This is a genomic window from Tistrella bauzanensis, from assembly GCF_014636235.1.
Taxonomy (GTDB): domain Bacteria; phylum Pseudomonadota; class Alphaproteobacteria; order Tistrellales; family Tistrellaceae; genus Tistrella; species Tistrella bauzanensis.
This window is the reverse complement of record NZ_BMDZ01000077.1, coordinates 1-19,500: the sequence shown is the minus strand read 5'-3', so window position 1 is coordinate 19,500 and position 19,500 is coordinate 1. Positions and strand designations below refer to the sequence as shown.

Here is a 19,500-nt window from a genome sequence, read left to right as displayed (position 1 = left end):
GGATACATCACCTTGCACGGCTGACGATCGTCCTTGATCGTCGAAAAATGCTCCAGAAGGCTCTTGCGGCGCGGCGTTGCGATTTCGCTCATGGCGTCCCCCGGGGGCTGTGGAAGCCTGTTGAATCACGCCAAACTATCGAGCGCCAGAGATTCCGATCAACGCGTTAACCTGAACTCGTTGCCCTGATGGAGAGCCGGGTTGGTGGCCCGGGATGATAGACCGGGATGGGTGCGGCCGGACGGGTTCAACCGAGTGGCCAAAGACGCCCTCTTGTCGCGATGTCGATGCGCACCAACATTTCGGGGTAGCAACCACGACCCGCAACCTGTGACCATGGGCCTGAAATTTGACACGGCAAATCCAATGCCTGCCGCTTCTGGCCGGCCGGCTGCGTGATATGATCCGCACCTGACGAGCATCGGCCATCTGGTCCACAGGATACTTGTCCATAGGATATCGGTCGCCGTCGGCGTAGAAGATCGCACCCCACATCATCACCGGAAGCTCCCATGAAGCCGTTTATTCCCGTCATCGTCGCCGCCGCCCTCGCTCTGGGCGCCTGCTCCAGCGACATGGGCACCAAGGAAGGCGTCGGCTCCGTGCTCGGCGCCGTGGGCGGCGCCGTCGCCGGTTCGCAGTTCGGCAAGGGCACCGGGCAGATCGCCGCCGCCGCCGTCGGTACCCTGGTCGGCGCCTATCTGGGCAACGAGGTCGGCAAGTCGCTGGATCGCGCCGATCGCGTCGAGGCCCAGGCCGCCAGCCAGCGCGCACTGGAAAGCAACCCCACCGGCCAGTCCACCAGTTGGAGCAATCCGGATAGCGGTCATTCCGGCACGATCACTCCGGTGAAGACCTATCAGAACCCGAATGGCGACTATTGCCGCGAATTCACCCAGCGCGTGAATGTCGGCGGCCAGACCGAAGAGGCCTATGGCACCGCCTGTCGGCAGCCCGATGGCAGCTGGCGCATCGTGAACTCTTGACGCGGAGCCCGCGTCCCACGACCCTTGGGCACGGACCGCCGCCCGCTCGCAGGCGGCGGTTCGCTTCTGGCTGCGTGGCGGCGCGCCTCGGGAATTCTGCCCCGGGGGTCTGCGGCCGGCCTGTAGACAGCCTGGAGGTGTTCGCCCACGGGGGACCGCGTGACTGCCGATCCGTATCAGACCCTGGGCGTGGCCCGTGATGCCACGCCCGATACCATCAAAGCGGCCTATCGCCGGCTCGCCAAGGCTTACCACCCGGATCTCCACCCGGGCGATGATGCCGTGGAGCGCCGGTTCAAAGACGTGTCTGCAGCCTATGCCGTGCTGTCCGATCCCACGCGCCGCGCCGCGTTCGATCGCGGCGACACCGATGCCAACGGCGCATCCCGCCCCCGCCCGCAGGGCCGTCCGCGTGGCGATGGCGGCGGCTTCGCCGATTTCTTCTCCGACATCTTCACCGAACCCGGCCGGACCCGGCGCCCGCGTGCAGCCGGCGGTGGCTCCGGTGGTTCTGGTTCAACAGGCGCTGGCGCAGGCAGCGGCATCGGGGGTGGCAGTGCCGCCGGCACCGGTAACACGGCGGCCGGGCGGACCGGCATCCACCGCCGGGGCGTCGACGTCACCTATACCCTGCTGGTCGAGTTCATCGAGGCGGCGCGCGGCACCCGCAAGCGCATCCGCCTGCCCGAGGGCCGCGAGCTTGAGGTCGCGGTGCCGGCCGGTATCCGCGACGGCCAGAAGCTGCGCCTGTCCGGCCAGGGCATGCCCGGCTTCGGCAATGCCGAGGCAGGCGATGCGCTGGTCGAGGTGAATGTCCGGCCGCATCCGCTGTTTCGCGCCGACGGGCGCGACATCCTGATCGATGTGCCTGTCACGCTTCCCGAAGCTGTGCTGGGCGCCGGCATCATCGTTCCCACCCTCGACGGCCCGGTCCGGGTCGCCGTGCCGCCCGGATCGAGCGGCGGACGGCGGCTGCGCCTGAAGGGCCGTGGCATGGGTGCGGATTCCGGCGATCGCGGCGACATGTTCGTCGTCCTCAGGCTCGTGCTGCCCGATCGCGACGACCCCGCGCTGACCGAATTCGTGAAGCGGTGGAAACCGCCTCAGGATTACGATCAGGTCCGGCGGCGTGCCGGGATTGAATGACCGATCGCCTCGCCCCCCTCAAGACAGTGCTGTCCCGTCTGCGCGGCATGCGCCGTGTGCGGGAACTGACCGTCGCCTATGGGCGCTTCATCAAGGACGGCGCCGACCAGATCTCGGGCCATATCGCCTTCGCGATGCTGTTTTCGATGTTTCCTTTCCTGATCGTGCTGGTGGTTCTGGCCGGCACGGTCGGTCAGGCGGACGAGGTTCACAAGCTGATCCTGACCCTGCTGGACTATCTGCCGCCCGATGTGGCAGCGGCGCTGCGCGGGCCCATCGACACCATCATCTTCGGGCCGAAAGGCGGCCTGCTCACCTTCGGTATCCTGACTGCGCTATGGTCGGCCTCGAACGCGCTCGAAAGCATGCGCAACGCGCTGAACCGGGCATTTCGGGTCCGGATGGTGCGCCCTTTCTGGAAGCGTCGCGGGCAGAGCCTGATCCTGGTCGTGCTGGGCGCGCTGATCCTGCCGGTGGCGTTGGCCCTGTTCGTGCTGTTGCCGATCACGATCGGCCCGGCGGTCGATTTCTTCGACCTGTCGGAAAGCTGGATCTGGCTGGTCCACACGCTGCGCCCGCCGCTGCTGCTGCTGGGCACGATCGCAGTCGTCTGGGGGCTGCTGCGGCTGCTGCCAGACGCACTGCCGCCACGGCGCCGGGCTCTGCTGCCGCCGGCTGCCGTGATCGTGCTCGGCTGGACGGCGCTGCTGATCGGATTTTCAGTTTATCTGCGCCAGACCGGCGGGATGAATGCGGTCTATGGCAGCCTGGGCAGCATGATCGCGACCCTGCTTCTGCTGTATCTGGCAGCCTATATCTTCCTGCTGGGCGGATACTGGGCAGCGGTCAGGGCCCGTATCGATCGTCACCGGCGCCGTCATGCGGCGATGCGCAGGCTGGCACGACGGCATATGCTGAAGGCACGGGCGCGGTGACTTGCCCGGCATTGCCGGCGTTTTGGCCGCCACCGCGGCTGATTTGACCAGACGCCGGTTTCGTGTAGGATGCGCCGCACCCGTGCCTGGACAGCGCGCCCGTTGGTCGTGCATACGGTGCGTCGACTGGATTTTTTAAAGAGGTCCGCCAGGGCCGGCCGAGCCCCCGGTCCGTCCCTGGATCGGGCGTGTGAAAGAGCGAGGGGACCGCATGATCGTTCAATCGAACGTGATGGCCGGCAAGCGTGGTCTGATCGTCGGCGTCGCAAACGATCGCTCGATTGCCTGGGGCATCGCCAAGGCGGTGACGCAGAACGGCGCCGAAGTGGCGTTGACCTATCAGGGTGAGGCGCTGGAACGCCGCGTCCGGCCGCTGGCGCAGGAAGCCGGCGCCACGATCGTGGCACCCTGCGACGTGACCGACGAAGCCAGCCTGAAGGCTCTCTTCGAAGAAATCGGCGACAAATGGGGAAAGCTCGATTTCCTCGTCCACGCCGTTGCGTATTCCGACAAGACCCAGTTGCGCGGCAAGTTCGTCGACACCACGCTCGACAATTTCCTGCGCACCATGCAGATCTCGGCCTTCTCGCTGGTGCAGATGGCCCAGTATGCCCGCCCGCTGATGACGGGGGGCGGCAGCATCCTGACGCTGTCCTATATCGGTGCTGAAAAGGTCATCCCCCACTACAACGTGATGGGCGTGGCCAAGGCGGCGCTTGAGGCCAGCGTGCGTTACCTGGCGGCCGATCTCGGCACCGAGAACATCCGGGTCAACGCGATCTCTGCCAGCCCGATCAAGACGCTGGCGGCATCGGGTATCGGCGATCTGCGTTATATCATCCGCTGGAACGAGCTGAATTCGCCCCTGCGCCGCACCGTCACCATCGACGAGGTCGGCAATGCCTCGGTCATGCTGCTGTCCGATCTGGGCACGGGCGTGACCGGCGAGATCCTGCATGTCGACGCCGGCTATCATGTCATCGGTATGAAGGCGGAAGACGCGCCGGATATCGATCTGTCCGAGTGACCGCGACGGGCCGTAGCGCCCACCTGATCAAAGCCCATACAATGCAAGGACCGGCAGACGATGGCGGGTAACAGTTTCGGTGCGCTTTTCCGCTTCACCAGCTGGGGAGAAAGCCACGGACCCGCGATCGGCTGCGTCGTCGACGGTGTGCCGCCGCGTCTGGCGCTGACCGAGGCCGATATTCAGCCCTATCTGGACCAGCGCCGCCCCGGCCAGTCGCGCTATACCACCCAGCGCCGCGAGCCTGATCAGGTAGAGATCCTGTCGGGCACGTTCGAAGGCCAGACCACCGGCACGCCGGTCAGCCTGCTGATCCGCAACACCGATCAGCGGTCCAAGGATTACGGCGACATCAAGGACAAGTTCCGTCCGGGTCACGCCGATTTCACCTATCAGGCCAAATACGGCATCCGCGACTATCGCGGTGGCGGCCGGTCCAGCGCCCGGGAAACCGCGGTGCGGGTGGCGGCGGGCGCCGTGGCCCGCAAGGTGCTGGGCAGCGGTATCACGATCCGCGGCGCGCTGGTCGAAATGGGCGGTATCGCCGTGGACCGTGACGCCTGGGACTGGGCGGAATGCGGCCGCAATGACTTCTTCTGCCCCGATGCCGGCGCCGCCGCGCGCTGGGCCGACTATCTCGACGGTCTGCGTAAGACCGGCGACAGTTGCGGCGCGATCATAGAGGTCGTGGCCGAAGGCGTGCCGGTGGGGCTTGGCGATCCGCTCTACGACAAGCTGGATGCCGATCTGGCCAAGGCGATGATGAGCATCAACGCGGTCAAGGCGGTCGAGATCGGCGACGGCTTCGAAACCGCCCGGCTGACCGGTTCCCAGAACGCCGACGAAATGCGCATGGCCAGCGGGCGCCCGAGCTTTCTGGGCAACCGGGCCGGCGGTATTCTGGGCGGCATCGCCAATGGCGAGCCGGTTGTGGTGCGGTTCGCGGTGAAGCCGACCAGTTCGATCCTCACGCCCCGATTGAGCGTTACGCGCGATGGCGAGGACACCGAGGTGGTGACCAAGGGCCGCCACGACCCCTGCGTCGGCATCCGCGCCGTGCCGGTGGGCGAAGCCATGATGGCCGTTGTTCTGGCCGATCATCTGCTGCGCCATCGCGGCCAATGCGGCGGTTGAGCGGCAGACAGAACGCCACCGCCTGAAGACAGCGCGCCATGGCGCAGGCATACTCCCCGAATCCAACGAGAAACGAGGAGACGCCCCCATGTCAGCCGAAGCCCCCACGTCAACGGAAGAGCGGCCCCTGCATCTCGACACCGGTGTGATGGCGCTGCCCATTCCCGACGAGGCCGGGAATGACGACGATATCCAGGCCTATTACGCCAAATGCCGCGAGAAGCTGGGCATGGTGCCGAACGTGCTGCAGGCATACACGCTGCGGCCCGAAAAGTTCCGCACCTTCAGCCGCTTCTATAACGAATTGATGCTGGGCGACAGCGGCCTCAGCAAGCTGGAACGCGAAATGGTCGCGGTCGTCGTCTCGTCCTATAACCGCTGCTATTACTGCCTGGTTGCCCACGGTCAGGCGGTGCGCGCGCTTTCAGGCGACCCGAAGCTGGGCGAGGCCCTGGTGATGAATTATCGCGTGGCTCCCCTGACCATGCGCCAGCGCGCCATGCTGGATTTCGCCTGGAAGGTCACCGGCACGCCAAATCTGGTCGACGAGGCCGACCGCGCCCGGCTGCGCGAGGCGGGCTTCTCAACCGAAGACATCTTCGATCTGGCCAATGTGATCGGCTTCTACAACATGTCGAACCGGGTCGCGAGCGCGATCGAGATGATGCCGAATGATGAGTATCACGATATGAACCGATGACACTGGTTTTCCTGCGCCACGAAACGCGGAAAACCGGCATTTCGCTTGGGAACGGAAATGGGGGCGCATTTGCGCCCCCAAATCATTTCCGGTTGCCAAAACCGGCGCCATGACGCGATGATGATCCGCATGATACAACCTTTAGTTAAGTAAAAGGGGGATATGCGGCGGTGCAAACAATCCGGATGTTCCACCTTGATGCCTTCGCCGACCGGCTGTTCGCCGGCAATCCGGCCGCTGTCTGCCTGCTCAACGCCTGGCTGCCGGTTCCCGTCATGCAATCGATCGCCGCCGAAAACCGGTTATCGGAAACCGCGTTCGTCATGCGCGACACGCCTGTCGCAGGCGACCCTGCCGGTGCCGGTCCCTATCAACTGCGCTGGTTCACGCCCACCACCGAAATGCCGATGTGCGGACACGCCACCCTGGCGGCCGCGCATGTCATCCTGACCCGCCTGGAACCGGGCGCCGATCAGGTGATGTTCAAGACCAAGGGCGGCCCATTGAGGGTGCAGCGACGGCCGGCACCGGTGCGCTGCGATGGCACGGTCAGCAGCAGCGGCCAGTACCTGCGCCTGGATCTGCCGCATGAGCCCCTGACACCCCGGCATCCGGACAGCGACGAGGCAGCCCGGCTCAGCGCAGCGCTCGGCGGGTTGACGCCCGCGCGCATCCTGGCCGGCAGCCATGACTGGTATGTTCTGGCCGACAGCGCCGAGGCCGTGGCCAATTGCCGGCCCGATCCGGTGGCCCTGGCGGCGCTGCCGCCGCGGGCGGTCGCCATCGCCAGCCTGGCCCATGGTGCCGGGGTGGCTCAAGGGGCCGATTATGTCTGCCGATTCTTTGCGCCACGGCTGGGTGTCGACGAGGATCCGGTCACCGGTATCGCCCATGCCGGCATTGCGCCGCTGATCGCCGATGCTCTGGGCCGCAACCGGGTTGAGGGGCTGCAGCTCTCGGCGCGGCGCGGTCGCGTCTGGGCCGAGCCGACCCCCGGCCATGTCAGCCTGACCGGCCGGGTGATCGAGTATTCCGAGGGCACGATCGCCCTGTCGATCGCCGATATCACGGCCGCCGCAAGTCATCTGACGGCGGTCGCCTGATCAGGACGGACGTCACAAAGCGCGGGTGATCAGCAGCTTCATGATCTCGTTCGGCCCGCCATAGATCTTCTGGATCCGGGCATCCATGTACATGCGGCCGATCTCGCTTTCCGCCATATAGCCAAGCCCGCCCCACATCTGCAGGCAGGCATCGATGGTCTGAACCTGATGTTCGCTGCACCACCACTTGGCCATCGACGCCGTCACCGTATCCAGGCGGCTCTCGGCCAGCTTGACGATGCAGTCATCCAGGAACACCCGCCCGATCCGGGCCTCTGTCGCCAGTTCGGCCAGACGGAATGAGATGGTCTGGAAATCGAACAGCGTCTTGCCGAAGGCGCGCCGGTCACGCACCCAGGCCGTGGTGATGTCGATCGCATGTTCCATGGCCGCAACCGCGCTCACCGCCAGCAGCAGGCGTTCGCGCGGCAGTTGCTCCATCATCTGATAGAAGCCCTGCCCTTCGACCCCGCCCAGCAGATTGGCGACCGGCGCACGGGCGCCGTCATAGAACAGCTCGGCCGTATCCGAAGCGTGCAGGCCGATCTTCTCAAGCGACCGGCCACGCCGGAAGCCCTCGGAGGCGCCGGTTTCCACGCCGATCAGCGAAATACCCTTGGCACCGGGCGTGCCATCGACCCGCACCGCCGTCAGCACCAGATCGGCGGCGATGCCGTTGGTGATATAGGTCTTCTGGCCGTCGATGACATAATCATCGCCATCACGCCGGCCGCGGGTGATCAGCGCCTGAAGGTCAGATCCGCCGCCAGGCTCGGTCATCGCGATGGCGCCGACCCATTCGCCGGAACACAGTTTGGGCAGCCAGCGGCGCTTCTGGTCTTCCGTGCCATAGTTCAACACATAATGGCCGACAATGCCGCTATGGACGCTATAGCCGCTGGCCACTTCCGGCACCCGCCGGCACATCTCGTCCAGCAGCAGGATTTCCTGATAGATATCGGCGCCGCTGCCGCCGAATTCCTCGGGCACGGCCGGGCACAGCGCGCCCATGCCGGCAATCGCCGCCCAGGCCGACCGGTCCACCATGCGCTGGTCTCGCCAGCGGGCCGCATGGGGTTTCAACTCGCTGTCCAGAAACCGTCGGAACTGGTCGCGCAGCCCCTCATATTCGGCTGTCATCCAGGGTGATTGCGTGTTCAGCATGATCTCGGCCTCCCTGCCGATCGTCCTGTCGGGCCATCAATCCACAGTTGACGGCCGCCATGGCAACACCGGCCCGCAGCACTCTGCGGACCGGTCTCGTCATTCCAGCCCGGTATCAGAGCAGCAGACCGCCACCACAGACCAGAACCTGACCACTGACATAGTCGCTTTCAGGCGCACAGAACATATACACCGCCCCCGCCGCCTCTTCCGGCTTGCCCGGACGGCCCAGCGGGATGATGTGGCCCATGGTCTCCAGCAATTGCGGCTGGATGCCGACCTTGATCGCGCGACCCTCGACGTCGATCGTCGCCTGTTCCTTGTCGATCGCCTGGGTCAGGCGAGTGGCGATCAGGCCGAAGGCCACGCAGTTCACATTGACCTTGTAGCGGCCCCATTCCTTGCACAGGGTGCGGGTCATGCCAACCAGCGCCGCCTTGGCCGAGGAATAGCTGACCTGGCCGGCATTACCATACAGGCCGGCGATCGACGAGATGTTGACCACCTTGCGGAAGACCTCGCGGCCCTCCTGTGCCTCGCGCTTGGAAAAGATCCGAATCGGTTCCGAAGCGGCGCGCAGAATCCGGAACGGCGCCGTCAGATGAACGTCGATCATCGCCTGGAACTGGTCGTCGCCCATCTTCTGGATGGTCGAATCCCAGGTGTAGCCGGCGTTGTTGACGATGATGTCCAGGCCGCCGAACCCGTCGACCGCCGTGTTCACGAACCGCGTGCCGAAATCCTCCGCGGTCACGCTGCCGGCGCAGACCAGCGCCTCGCCGCCCATGTCGCGGATCTCGGCCGCAACCGCTTCGGCCGGTGCCTCGTCCAGGTCGTTGATCACCACCCGCGCACCCTCGCTCGCAAGCTTGAGTGCGATCGACCGGCCGATGCCGCGTCCCGATCCCGATACCAGCGCGACCTTGCCGTCGAGCTTGCCCATTATCGCGTCTCTCCCGATCACATTTTCTTGAAACTCTGTCCGGCGTCCGGCCATGCGGATCAGTCGGCGGACATCACCGCCTCGCCCTGGACCTTCACCTGACCGTTCTGGTCGCGGACGATCACCTCCAGGCGCCGGTCGGTGCCGCCCTCAACCGTGCCCACCTCTCTGGCCTCGACCGTCAGCCGGTCGTGAACCTGGGTGATGGCGGCGAAGCGCACCGCATAGGATTTCAGCCGCGCCAGCGGCACGGCCTGCGTCACCACCCGGCCGGCCAGGCCCATCACCAGCATTCCGTGGGCGAAGACGTCGGGGAAACCGGCCTTCTTCGCGAAGTCGATGTCGATATGGATCGGGTTGTGGTCGCCCGATGCACCGCCATACAGCGCCAGCTGGGTGCGGGTGATCGGCGGCATCTCCACCGTCACATGAATGGCATCAGCGGTCATGCCGCACCTCCCGGGATCGGATTCCGGATCACCGTCACCTGTCGGATATCGGCCATATGGGCGCCATCCGACACCCGCTCGACCCGGATTTCCTCGACCAGAAACTCAAGGGCGCCGCCCTTGCGGTCGAAGATATCGGCAATCCGGGCGATGAAACGGATCTCGTCGCCCGCCACCACCGGCTGGTGATAGGTGAAGCCCTGTTCGCCGTGCAGCACAGTGCCCAGATCGATGCCGAGATCGTCGATCAGAGTGTAGGGGTCGGGTGCGTCCAGCATCCGCAGGCAGAACAGATAGGTGGGCGGGATGGGGCAATCGCGATAGCCGGCGGCCCGCGCCGCCGCCGCGTCATGGTGGATCGGATTGGTCTCGCCAATCGCATTCAGGAAAAACCGCAGACGGCCGCGTTCAACCGTCGCGGTGACGGGCGGGAGAACCCGCCCGATCGCCGCTCTGTCGAGCATGGGAACAAAACCTCTTCGCTCGATGATGTCAGGCGCGCTCGTAGAGCGAAATCACGCAGGCGCCGCCAAGGCCCAGATTGTGCTGAAGCGCCAGCTTCACGCCCTCGACCTGACGGGGGCCGGCCTGGCCGCGCAGCTGCCAGACCAGTTCCGCACACTGCGCCAGACCGGTGGCACCCAGCGGATGCCCCTTCGAGATCAGCCCGCCCGATGGGTTGGTGACCACACGCCCGCCATAGGTGTTGTCGCCATCCATGATGAACTTCTCGGCCGTGCCTTCAGGCGTCAGGCGCAGTGCCTCATACGAGATCAGCTCGTTGGCGGTGAAGCAGTCATGCATCTCGACCACGCCGACATCCATCGGGTCGACACCGGCCGCTTCATAGACCGCATCGGCGGCGGCGCGGGCCATGTCGAAGCCCACCGCCTTCATCATGCTCTTCTCGTCGAAGCTGGACGTGTAATCGGTGGTCATCGCCTGGGCGCGCATGCGGATGGCATCGTTCAGGCCATGCTTGCGGGCGAAGGCTTCCGACACCACCAGTGCCGCGCCGGCGCCGCAGGTCGGCGGGCAGCACTGCAGGCGGGTCAGCGGGCCATACATGTGCTTCGAGGCAAGCACCTCCTCGACGGAGGTCGGGGTGCGGAAGATCGCCCGTTCATTGTGCTCGGCATGGCGGCGGGCCTTGACCGCGATCATCGCGAAGGCCTCGTTGCTGGCGCCGTACTTCTCCTGATATTCCTTGCCGGCGCCACCGAACAGGCGGATCGCCATCGGCGCGTCCGCAGTCGGGTCGACCTCGGCCGCGACGTCGATGAACTTCTCAAGCGGGCTCGGCCGGTCCCGATAGACGTCGGCGAGCGCGCCCGGCACCATCTGCTCGAAGCCCAGCGCCAGCACGCAGTCGGCCATGCCCGATGCCACCGCCTGGCGGGCCAGAAACAGCGCCGACGAGCCGGTCGAGCAGTTGTTGTTGACGTTGACCACCGGAATGCCGGTCATCCCAACTTCATACAGGGCCGCCTGACCACAGGTGCTGTCGCCATAGACATACCCGACATAGGCCTGCTGAACCTCGGCATAATCGATGCCGGCATCCGCGAGCGCAAGCCGCGCCGCCTCGGCGCCCATGTCACGATACGGTGCGCTGGTGCCCGGCTTCTTGAACGGGATCATGCCGACGCCCGCGATTCTCACGCTCTCGACCATCTCTGGTTTCCTTCACGCCTTCAGGGGGAGGAGATAACCCGCAGACGGACGCACCGCCGCGGCTGGACTTATTCTTTACCCGTGGGTAAGATATCGAATATCAAGTCGAGCCGTCAATCTCTGCCTTGGGGATAGCGCTCGTTCCGATCCGGGCCGAGCCGTGCAATGATCGGGCGCCAAGGGGCGCTGTTCATGCGCACCGGCCCACAGGAACCACAGAGAGATCACGACACGTGCAGATCGAGATTCCGACCTCGCCCTGGAAGCCCGCCGCCGAACGCCAGCGCGACCGCGATGCCAAGCGCGACGCGGTGCTGCGGACGGCGGCGCGGCTGTTCGTCGAAAACGGCTTCCATCGGACCAAGATGGCGGATGTGGCGGAGCACCTGCACATCACCAAGCCTGCGCTCTATCACTATTTCCGCAACAAGGAAGACATCCTCTATGCCTGCTACATGCTGGGCAGCGAGATGATCGAGAGCCTGCTGGCCGAGGTGGAACTGAACAACAGCACCGGGCTCGACCGGGCGGTGGCGTTCCTGAAGGCCTATACGCTGAACATGACCACCGATTTCGGCATGTGCCTGGTGACGGTCGATGATCGCGATCTGGCGCCCGACAGCCGGCGCAAGGTGCGGACCTGGAAGCGGTCGATCGACAGCCGCCTGCGCAGCTGCATCGCCGAGGGGATCAGCGACGGCTCGGTGCGGCCGGTCGATCCGCGGATCGCCGCCTTTTTGCTGGCGGGCTCGGTCAACTGGGTCGGGCAATGGTTCAGGGAAAGCGGGCCATCTTCGGCCAAGGATATTGCCGATGCCATGGCAGACATGGCCCGGCAGGCACTGACGGCGCGGGGTTGAGGCGGCGATCGCCTCCGTCCCGTCAGCCGCCTCTACATCACCCCGATCCGCCCGCCCAAGAGGCCAGGACGGGGATCTTCAGGAAACGCCAACGGACTGGGGGGACAGATGGGACTGACGTCGGGCTTGAGAAGAGCGGTCGTGGTTGCGCGCGACCGGACATCGACGATCTGCGCCGACAGGCGGCGCAGCTGGGGGGAAACCGCTGAGCGCGTCGCCCGCATGGCCGGCGCCTTCCGCGCGCTGGGGATCGAGGACGGCGACCGGGTCGCCCTGCTGACCCTGAATTCGGACATCTATTTCGAGGCCTATCTCGCGGCGCCCTGGGCAGGTGCAGTGATCGTGCCTCTGAACATCCGCTGGAGCCGGCAGGAGAACGCCGACGCGGTCGAGGATTGCGGCGCCAGTCTGCTGATCGTCGACGATGCCTTTGCCGAGATGGGCCGGTCGATCGCCGCCGCCTCGGGCGCACAGCTAGCGTTGATCTATGCCGGCAGCGGCGCGGCGCCTGAAGACATGCCCGCTATGGAAGACCTGATCCGCAACCACGAGCCGGTCGCCGACGCCGACCGTGGCGGCGATGATCTGTTCGGCATCTTCTATACCGGCGGCACCACCGGCCGGTCCAAGGGCGTGATGCTGTCGCACGACAACATCATCGCCAACAGCCTGCATGCCCTGGCCGAGGGCCTGTTCCCCAACGACACGGTGTATCTGCACGCGGCGCCGATGTTCCATCTGGCCGATGGTGCTGCGACCTTTTCGCTGCTGCTGAAGGGGGAAACCCATGTGGTGGTGCCATCCTTCACGCCCGAAGGGGTGATGAAGGTGATCCAGGACCATCGGGTCACCTCGGTGCTGCTGGTGCCGACCATGATCCAGATGCTGGTCGATCATCCGGCGATCGGCAATTACGACCTGTCATCGCTGAAACGGATCATCTATGGCGCGGCCCCGATCACCGAAGCCGTGCTGGACCGGGCCTCGGCAAAGCTGCCGGGCGTCGAGTTCATGCAGGCCTATGGCATGACCGAACTGTCGCCGATCGCGACCCTGCTGCATCCGCAGGATCATATCGGCGACGCCCGCGCCAAGGGCCGTCACCGGTCGGCCGGGCGGCCGGTGATCGGCTGCGAGGTGCGCATCGTCGATGCCGATGGCCGCCCGGTGCCCGAAGGCACGGTCGGTGAAGTTGCGGTGCGTGGCGCCAATGTGATGCAGGGCTATTGGAACCGGCCGGAGGAAACCGAAAAGGCCATCGTCGATGGCTGGATGCACACCGGCGACGGTGCCCGGATGGATGCCGACGGCTATATCTATATCGTCGACCGAATGAAGGACATGATCATCTCGGGCGGCGAGAACGTCTATTCGGTGGAGGTCGAGAACATCGTCGCCCGCCATCCGGCTGTCGCGCAATGCGCCGTGATCGGCATCCCTGATCCCCATTGGGGGGAACTGGTCCACGCGGTCGTCGTGCCTCACGCCGATGCCCGTCCGACCGCGCTGGAGATCATCAACTTCTGTAAACAATATATCGCTGGCTACAAATGCCCGCGCAGCGTGGAGATCCGCGACGAGCCGCTGCCGATGTCGGGCGCCGGCAAGATCATGAAGCGCGATCTGCGCCAGCCCTATTGGACCAAGACCGATCGTCGGGTGAACTGACGCTCGACGCCACCTGATTGCCGGAGGCGGTTGCACCGTCTCCGGCAATCAGTCTTCCGGCCGGGACGCATCCACGGCATCCGACGGGGTGCCGCCATCGGCAAATCGTGCCGCGATCAGGAATTCGACATTGCCCTCAGGGCCCTTGATCGGGCTGGGCGTCACACCCAGCACGGTCACCCCGGGCTGTGCCGCGAACCAGTCGCTGATGGTGTCCACCACCTCGGCATGCAGTTCGGGTTCACGGACCACCCCGCCCTTGCCGACCCGGCCCCGTCCGACCTCGAATTGCGGCTTGATCAGGGCGACGGCAAGCCCCCCCGGCTTCAGACGCGACAACGCCGCCGGCAGCACGGTGCGCAGGCCGATGAAACTGGCGTCACAGACCACCCAGTCGACCCGTTCAGGGATCAGCACCTCGGTCAGATGGCGGGCATTCTGCTTTTCCAGCACCACGACGCGCGGATCCTGACGCAGCTTCCACGCCAGCTGGCCATGCCCGACATCGACCGCATAGACCTTGGCTGCATCATGCGCCAGCAGCACATCGGTGAAGCCGCCGGTGGATGCGCCGACATCGATCGCGATGGCACCGGCGGGGTTCAGGCCGAAATGATCGATCGCGCCGGCGAGCTTCAGCCCGCCCCGCGACACCCAGGGGTGGTCGCTGCCCCGCACGGTCAGGGTGGCATCCGCCTTGACCCGCGTGCCCGGCTTGGTTTCCTTGCGGTCGCCGACATAGACCAGCCCGGCCATCACCAGCGCCTGGGCGCGGCTGCGGGTTTCCACCAGCCCCCGGTCGACCAGGGCCTGATCGAGGCGCGACGCATCGCCAGCCATAGGAAATGTCCCCGTCCATCGGTCAGGCGCGGCTGTTGCTCAGCACCACGTCGACATCGTTATGGCCCAGAGCCTCAAGTGCCTTGGCGACGATGGCACTGACACCGATGCCGGCGACCTCCACCTGATCGCGCGGGCTCATCTGGTCGAGGAACAGGTCGGGGAGCATCATCGGGCGCAGCTTCAGGCCGCGTTCGATCAGGGCGCCGTCGCACAGCAGCTGGGTCACCTGGGTGGCGAAACCGCCGATCGCGTTTTCCTCGATCGTGATCAGCACCTCGTGTTCCGCCGCCAGCCTGCGGACCAGATCGGCATCGATCGGCTTGGCGAAGCGGGCATCGGCCACGGTGGTGGAATAGCCGCGGGCGGTCAATTCCTCACCTGCCTTCAGCGCATCGGCCACCCGGCTGCCCAGCGCCAGGATCGCCACCTTGGTGCCTTCCCGCAGCACGCGGCCACGACCGATTTCAAGCGGGATGCCACGCGCGGGCAGCGCAACGCCAGTGCCCTCGCCGCGCGGATAGCGCACGGCGCTCGGACGGTCGTCGATCACCGCCGCGGTCGCCACCATATGCATCAACTCGGCCTCGTCGGCCGGTGCCATCACCACGAAATCGGGCAGGCAGCACAGATAGGTCAGATCGAACGAGCCCATATGGGTGGCGCCGTCGGCGCCGACCAGCCCGGCGCGGTCGATCGCGAATCTGACCGGCAGACGCTGGATCGCCACGTCATGCACCACCTGATCATAGGCGCGCTGCAGAAAGGTGGAATAGATCGTGGCGAACGGCTTCATGCCCTCGGCGGCAAGGCCGGCCGCGAAGGTGACCGCGTGCTGCTCGGCGATGCCGACGTCGAACACCCGCTCAGGGAACCGCCGGCCGAACCGATCGAGCCCGGTACCGGTCGGCATCGCCGCCGTCACCGCCAGGATGCGGTCGTCATGCTCCGCCTCGGCGATCAGCGCGTCGGCGAACACATTGGTATAGCTGGGCGCGCCGGCGGCGGACTTGACCTGGGCGCCGGTGACGACATCGAACTTCGCCACGCCATGATACTTGTCCGCGGCCTTCTCGGCCGGCGGATAGCCCTTGCCCTTCTGGGTGACGATGTGGATCAGCACAGGGCCGTCCTGCTGGGCGTCACGAACATTCAGCAGCACCGGCAACAGATGGTCCAGGTTGTGGCCATCGATCGGGCCGACGTAATAGAAGCCCAGTTCCTCGAACAGCGTACCGCCGGTGACCAGGCCGCGGGCGAATTCCTCGGCGCGCTTCGCCGCCTTTTCCAGGGGTTTGGGGAAGGCACGGGCCATGTGCTTGGCGATGTCGCGCAACGACCGATACGATCGCGACGAAATCAGCCGCGACAGATAGGCACTCATCGCACCGGTCGGCGGGGCGATCGACATGTCGTTGTCGTTCAGGATCACGATCAGCCGGTCGGGCATGGCGCCGGCGTTGTTCATCGCCTCATAGGCCATGCCGGCGCTCATCGCGCCATCGCCGATCACCGCGATCACCCGGCGGTCGGTCTCGCCCTTCAGCCGGCTGGCCACCGCCATGCCCAACCCTGCCGAAATCGAGGTCGAGCTGTGGGCGGCACCGAACGGGTCGTAGTCGCTTTCATCCCGCTTGGTGAAGCCCGACAGGCCGTCTCGCTGGCGCAGGGTGCGGATCCGCTCGCGCCGGCCGGTCAGGATCTTATGGGGATAGCACTGGTGGCCGACATCCCAGATCAGCCGGTCACGGGGTGTGTCGAACACATGATGGATCGCGACACTCAACTCGACGACGCCAAGCCCCGCGCCCAGATGGCCGCCGGTCACGGAGACCGCCGAGATGGTTTCCGCGCGCAGTTCATCGGCAAGCTGGCGAAGCTGGTCGCGGGTCAGACCGCGCAGATCCGCCGGCACCTGCACGGTGTCCAGCAGCGGAGTGGACGGGCGATCGGACACTGGCAGCCTCTCCTCGCTCACGGCGAAAGTCTTCAGGATGACGGCCCCGTTTCATAGGGGTCTTGGTCTCTGTACGCAACACCCCTGCCTGCGGTTTCAGGCCGAAATGCACATTCGATCCGAAAGATATGGCGCGGGTGTCACGGCAATGTAACCGTTAGACCCGCCCACCGGTCGGAAATCCGGCCAATATAGCCTTGCCCGCAATGCTTGCACAGCATCAAGCAGCGCTGCCACTGTCTGGTCCCCATGCCATCAGACATGGCTGAATTCTGCGACTCAGACGCATTCGATGGCCGATGCGGGCGATGGCCGATGCGGGCGATGACAGATGCGGGCGATGACAGCCGGCAATCGCCGTCACCGGTCGCGGGTCACCACATGGATCGCCAGACGGCGCAGATCATCGGCGCGATCATCGAACGCACCAAGTGCCGCAATCGCCATATCCATCAGCCGCGCGGCCTCGGCCCGGGCGCCGTCGACGCCCATCAGCCCCACGAAGGTGGCCTTGCCGCGTGCGGCATCCTTGCCGACCGCCTTGCCGGCCGCCGTCGCATCGCCGGTGGCGTCGATCAGGTCATCGGCAATCTGATAGGCAAGGCCCAGGGCCCGGGCATAATCGCGCAGCGCCGTCCGTGCCTCCATGCCGGCACCGCTCAGAATAGCGCCGGCCCGGCAGCTGAATTCGATCAAAGCGCCGGTCTTCAGCCGCTGCATCCGGCCGATGGCGCCAAGCTCGGTCATCCCGCCCGCGGCCTCGGCCTCGATATCGAGCATCTGACCGCCGACCATGCCGCCGGCACCGCCGGCTTCGGCCAGCGCCAGCACCAGATCGGCCCGCACACCGCCATCGGGATGGGTGGCGGGTTCGGCCAGCACCTGGAAGGCCAGCGTCAGCAGCGCGTCGCCGACCAGAACGGCCGTCGCCTCGTCATACTGCCTGTGGGTGGTCGGCCGGCCGCGACGCAGGTCATCGTCATCCATAGCCGGCAGGTCGTCATGGACCAGAGAATATGTGTGCAGGAATTCGACAGCCGCCCCGGCCCGGTACAGCCGGTCGTCGGGCACGTCGAATAATTGCCCTGAAGCGGCGATCAGAAACGGCCGCAGCCGCTTGCCACCGGCGAACACCGCATAACGCAGCGCCTCGGTCAGTCGTGGCGAGGCGCCGCCCCCTTGGGGTGGCAGCAAACGGTCCATGGCCGCCTCGACACCGGCCGATACCGTCTCAAGGCGGGCGGCAAGCGCCGCGCGCGCCTGCGCGTCGAATATCGGCAGCAAACCCGCCTGATCGTCGCCCGGAAGTGGTCCGCTGCCATTCATCGCGCCTGCCCCGTCGTCAACCGGTGTCGTCACGGCAGGTCGACCGGATCGAGCCCGGTGGGGCGGCCATCGCCACCCAGCACGATGCGTTCCACCTTGGCCTTCGCCTCGGCCAGCTTGCGCTCGCAATGGCGCCGCAGCAGGGCACCGCGCTCGTAATCCTCGATCGCCTCTTCCAGACGGGCTTCGCCGCTTTCGAGCTTGCGCACGATCTGCTCCAGCTCCTTGAGCGCATCCTCGAAACTGAGGCCGGCGATCTCGGGCGGCAGGGTCTCGGGCGGCAGGGTCTCGTCGGCAGCCATGATGTCGGCATCTCCATGGGCGTGAAGGAATGAGGCGGGGTGAAGGAATGAGGCCGGGAGTGTAAGCCGGCCCGCATCACCGCGGCAAGGCCGGCTTCCCGGCCGCTGCCTGCCGCTATGGCGCCGTCATCAGGACATGGACATGCGACGCCGCGGCATCGGCCAGCGCCCGCAGGTCATAGCCGCCTTCCAGTGTGGAGATGATCCGGCCGCCGGAATGGCGGCGGGCGACCTCGATCAGTTCCTTGGTCATCCAGGCGAAATCCTCGGTGCCGAGGTCCATGCCGCCCACCGGATCGCGATGATGGGCGTCGAACCCGGCCGAGACCAGCAGCAGATCGGGCATGAATTCATCCAGCGCCGGGATCAGCCGTTCGATGAAGGCGCGCCGCACCATGATGCCCCCCGATCCGGCGCCGAAGGGAATGTTCAGGATGTTGCCGGCGACGCCGCGCTCCGACATCTTGCCGGTGCCCGGATAGAACGGCGCCTGATGGATCGAGCCATAGAACAGGTCGGGGTCGTTCTGGAACATCGCCTGGGTGCCATTGCCGTGATGGACATCGAAATCCACCACCGCGATCCGGTTCACCTTATAGGCGGCACGGGCATGCAGCGCGCCCACCGCCACGTTGTTGAACAGGCAGAACCCCATCGGCCGGCCCGGTTCTGCATGATGGCCGGGCGGGCGGATCGCGCAGAACGCCCGGTCGAAACGCCCGGTCATCACCGCGTCGACCGCGGCCACCACAGCCCCGGCCGCCCTGAGCGCCGCCTCGCCCGATCCGGGCGACACCACGGTATCGGCATCCAGATGCACCGCCTCTGCCCCTTGAGCCGGGATCGCCGCCAGCACGGCGCGGATATAGGCCGGGTCATGGGCCAGCGACAGCGTCTCTTCTGTCGCGGCCGGCGCGTCCTCGCGCACCAGACCGCTGAATTCCGGCGCCTCCAGCGCCTTCAGAACCGCGCGCAGGCGCGCGGGCGATTCCGGGTGCCACGATCCGGTCTCGTGATCGAGACAGGCCGGGTGGGTCAGCAACAGCACCGACATCAGGTTCAGCGTTTCCTCAAAGGCAATCCGGCCCGACGTTGGCCGCCGGCCGGTCACTGGCCTGCGGCGTCGCCCGATCCTGCGGGTCATCCTGGTTCTGGCCCTACTCTCCCGCGCAGACCTGCGGCGCGCAAGCGTCGTCTGCGCACCCCCAGGGCAACGAGTTCAGGTTAACGCGGTGATCGGAATCTCTGGCGCACGATAGTTTGGCGTGATTCAACAGGCTTCCACA

The 19,500-nt window shown here is 66.0% G+C and carries 19 protein-coding genes; 9 read left to right on the top strand and 10 right to left on the bottom strand.

All coding sequences use genetic code 11. From position 1 onward, the window contains the following. The first annotated feature begins 512 nt into the window (after nt 1-512). From IEW15_RS21890 to IEW15_RS21860, 7 genes are all read left to right on the top strand, one after another. A complete protein-coding gene (locus IEW15_RS21890; RefSeq protein ID WP_188581961.1) occupies nt 513-986 on the top strand; it encodes an RT0821/Lpp0805 family surface protein in 474 nt (157 codons plus the stop codon). A 159-nt stretch (nt 987-1,145) separates the two neighbouring features. Then, nucleotides 1,146-2,132: a DnaJ C-terminal domain-containing protein gene (locus tag IEW15_RS21885; protein WP_188581959.1), complete on the top strand. Its 987-nt coding sequence runs from the start codon at nt 1,146-1,148 to the stop codon at nt 2,130-2,132. Then, nucleotides 2,129-3,067: a YihY/virulence factor BrkB family protein gene (locus tag IEW15_RS21880; protein WP_188581957.1), complete on the top strand. Its 939-nt coding sequence runs from the start codon at nt 2,129-2,131 to the stop codon at nt 3,065-3,067. The genes IEW15_RS21885 and IEW15_RS21880 overlap by 4 nt, the downstream gene beginning before the upstream one ends. Nucleotides 3,068-3,278: 211 nt before the next feature. Continuing rightward, nucleotides 3,279-4,094, top strand: coding sequence for an enoyl-ACP reductase FabI (gene fabI / locus IEW15_RS21875; RefSeq protein WP_188581955.1), 816 nt, complete (start codon nt 3,279-3,281; stop codon nt 4,092-4,094). A 60-nt stretch (nt 4,095-4,154) separates the two neighbouring features. Beyond that, nucleotides 4,155-5,228 (top strand): chorismate synthase, encoded by a 1,074-nt coding sequence (aroC, locus tag IEW15_RS21870; protein WP_188581953.1) that lies wholly within the window; start codon nt 4,155-4,157, stop codon nt 5,226-5,228. A gap of 148 nt (nt 5,229-5,376) precedes the next feature. Then, on the top strand, nt 5,377-5,928 hold the full coding sequence (locus tag IEW15_RS21865) for a peroxidase-related enzyme (RefSeq protein ID WP_188581967.1): 552 nt from the start codon (nt 5,377-5,379) through the stop codon (nt 5,926-5,928). Nucleotides 5,929-6,113: 185 nt separating this feature from the next. Continuing rightward, nucleotides 6,114-7,031 carry a PhzF family phenazine biosynthesis protein gene (locus IEW15_RS21860; RefSeq protein WP_188581951.1) on the top strand — a complete coding sequence of 306 codons (918 nt, stop codon included), beginning with the start codon at nt 6,114-6,116 and terminating at the stop codon, nt 7,029-7,031. Nucleotides 7,032-7,043: 12 nt separating this feature from the next. Here the strand turns inward: IEW15_RS21860 and IEW15_RS21855 are convergent, their stop codons facing one another. The 5 genes from IEW15_RS21855 to IEW15_RS21835 form a co-directional block, all read right to left on the bottom strand. Continuing rightward, the gene (locus tag IEW15_RS21855; protein ID WP_188581965.1) at nt 7,044-8,192 is read right to left on the bottom strand and encodes an acyl-CoA dehydrogenase family protein; all 1,149 of its coding nucleotides are present in this window, start codon (nt 8,190-8,192) and stop codon (nt 7,044-7,046) included. 118 nt (nt 8,193-8,310) lie between these two features. After that, complete coding sequence (locus IEW15_RS21850) at nt 8,311-9,138, bottom strand: SDR family NAD(P)-dependent oxidoreductase (RefSeq protein WP_188581950.1); 828 nt, start codon at nt 9,136-9,138, stop codon at nt 8,311-8,313. 59 nt (nt 9,139-9,197) lie between these two features. Continuing rightward, entirely contained in the window at nt 9,198-9,587 is a 390-nt protein-coding gene (locus tag IEW15_RS21845) for a MaoC/PaaZ C-terminal domain-containing protein (RefSeq protein WP_188581948.1), read from the bottom strand. Next, nucleotides 9,584-10,051 (bottom strand): MaoC family dehydratase N-terminal domain-containing protein, encoded by a 468-nt coding sequence (locus tag IEW15_RS21840; protein ID WP_188581946.1) that lies wholly within the window; start codon nt 10,049-10,051, stop codon nt 9,584-9,586. The genes IEW15_RS21845 and IEW15_RS21840 overlap by 4 nt, the downstream gene beginning before the upstream one ends. Nucleotides 10,052-10,079: 28 nt before the next feature. Then, nucleotides 10,080-11,261 carry a lipid-transfer protein gene (locus IEW15_RS21835; RefSeq protein ID WP_188581944.1) on the bottom strand — a complete coding sequence of 394 codons (1,182 nt, stop codon included), beginning with the start codon at nt 11,259-11,261 and terminating at the stop codon, nt 10,080-10,082. Between the two features lie 233 nt (nt 11,262-11,494). Between IEW15_RS21835 and IEW15_RS21830 the strand changes: the two genes are divergently transcribed. Then, the gene (locus tag IEW15_RS21830) at nt 11,495-12,121 is read left to right on the top strand and encodes a TetR/AcrR family transcriptional regulator (RefSeq protein ID WP_188581942.1); all 627 of its coding nucleotides are present in this window, start codon (nt 11,495-11,497) and stop codon (nt 12,119-12,121) included. Between the two features lie 108 nt (nt 12,122-12,229). After that, a complete protein-coding gene (locus tag IEW15_RS21825) occupies nt 12,230-13,789 on the top strand; it encodes an acyl-CoA synthetase (protein ID WP_188581941.1) in 1,560 nt (519 codons plus the stop codon). Nucleotides 13,790-13,837: 48 nt separating this feature from the next. Here IEW15_RS21825 and IEW15_RS21820 read toward each other — a convergent pair whose 3' ends face one another. The 5 genes from IEW15_RS21820 to IEW15_RS21800 form a co-directional block, all read right to left on the bottom strand. Then, nucleotides 13,838-14,629: a TlyA family RNA methyltransferase gene (locus tag IEW15_RS21820; protein WP_188581939.1), complete on the bottom strand. Its 792-nt coding sequence runs from the start codon at nt 14,627-14,629 to the stop codon at nt 13,838-13,840. Nucleotides 14,630-14,651: 22 nt separating this feature from the next. Beyond that, nucleotides 14,652-16,586 carry a 1-deoxy-D-xylulose-5-phosphate synthase gene (gene dxs / locus IEW15_RS21815; protein ID WP_188581937.1) on the bottom strand — a complete coding sequence of 645 codons (1,935 nt, stop codon included), beginning with the start codon at nt 16,584-16,586 and terminating at the stop codon, nt 14,652-14,654. A 360-nt stretch (nt 16,587-16,946) separates the two neighbouring features. After that, nucleotides 16,947-17,912: a polyprenyl synthetase family protein gene (locus tag IEW15_RS21810; RefSeq protein WP_188581963.1), complete on the bottom strand. Its 966-nt coding sequence runs from the start codon at nt 17,910-17,912 to the stop codon at nt 16,947-16,949. A 29-nt stretch (nt 17,913-17,941) separates the two neighbouring features. Continuing rightward, nucleotides 17,942-18,214 (bottom strand): exodeoxyribonuclease VII small subunit, encoded by a 273-nt coding sequence (locus IEW15_RS21805; RefSeq protein WP_188581935.1) that lies wholly within the window; start codon nt 18,212-18,214, stop codon nt 17,942-17,944. 115 nt (nt 18,215-18,329) lie between these two features. Next, nucleotides 18,330-19,268: a histone deacetylase family protein gene (locus IEW15_RS21800; protein ID WP_188581933.1), complete on the bottom strand. Its 939-nt coding sequence runs from the start codon at nt 19,266-19,268 to the stop codon at nt 18,330-18,332. Nucleotides 19,269-19,500: the final 232 nt, after the last annotated feature.

Bases quoted from the DNA above. Each gene is read 5' to 3' on its own strand.
- IEW15_RS21890 (WP_188581961.1), top strand. From the start codon at position 513: ATGAAGCCGTTTATTCCCGTCATCGTCGCCGCCGCCCTCGCTCTGGGC.
- fabI (WP_188581955.1), top strand. From the start codon at position 3,279: ATGATCGTTCAATCGAACGTGATGGCCGGCAAGCGTGGTCTGATCGTC.
- IEW15_RS21810 (WP_188581963.1), bottom strand. From the start codon at position 17,912: ATGAATGGCAGCGGACCACTTCCGGGCGACGATCAGGCGGGTTTGCTG.
- IEW15_RS21845 (WP_188581948.1), bottom strand. From the start codon at position 9,587: ATGACCGCTGATGCCATTCATGTGACGGTGGAGATGCCGCCGATCACC.
- IEW15_RS21840 (WP_188581946.1), bottom strand. From the start codon at position 10,051: ATGCTCGACAGAGCGGCGATCGGGCGGGTTCTCCCGCCCGTCACCGCG.
- IEW15_RS21880 (WP_188581957.1), top strand. From the start codon at position 2,129: ATGACCGATCGCCTCGCCCCCCTCAAGACAGTGCTGTCCCGTCTGCGC.
- IEW15_RS21835 (WP_188581944.1), bottom strand. From the start codon at position 11,261: ATGGTCGAGAGCGTGAGAATCGCGGGCGTCGGCATGATCCCGTTCAAG.
- IEW15_RS21825 (WP_188581941.1), top strand. From the start codon at position 12,230: ATGGGACTGACGTCGGGCTTGAGAAGAGCGGTCGTGGTTGCGCGCGAC.
- IEW15_RS21805 (WP_188581935.1), bottom strand. From the start codon at position 18,214: ATGGCTGCCGACGAGACCCTGCCGCCCGAGACCCTGCCGCCCGAGATC.
- IEW15_RS21800 (WP_188581933.1), bottom strand. From the start codon at position 19,268: ATGTCGGTGCTGTTGCTGACCCACCCGGCCTGTCTCGATCACGAGACC.
- IEW15_RS21860 (WP_188581951.1), top strand. From the start codon at position 6,114: ATGTTCCACCTTGATGCCTTCGCCGACCGGCTGTTCGCCGGCAATCCG.
- IEW15_RS21850 (WP_188581950.1), bottom strand. From the start codon at position 9,138: ATGGGCAAGCTCGACGGCAAGGTCGCGCTGGTATCGGGATCGGGACGC.
- IEW15_RS21820 (WP_188581939.1), bottom strand. From the start codon at position 14,629: ATGGCTGGCGATGCGTCGCGCCTCGATCAGGCCCTGGTCGACCGGGGG.
- aroC (WP_188581953.1), top strand. From the start codon at position 4,155: ATGGCGGGTAACAGTTTCGGTGCGCTTTTCCGCTTCACCAGCTGGGGA.
- IEW15_RS21865 (WP_188581967.1), top strand. From the start codon at position 5,377: ATGGCGCTGCCCATTCCCGACGAGGCCGGGAATGACGACGATATCCAG.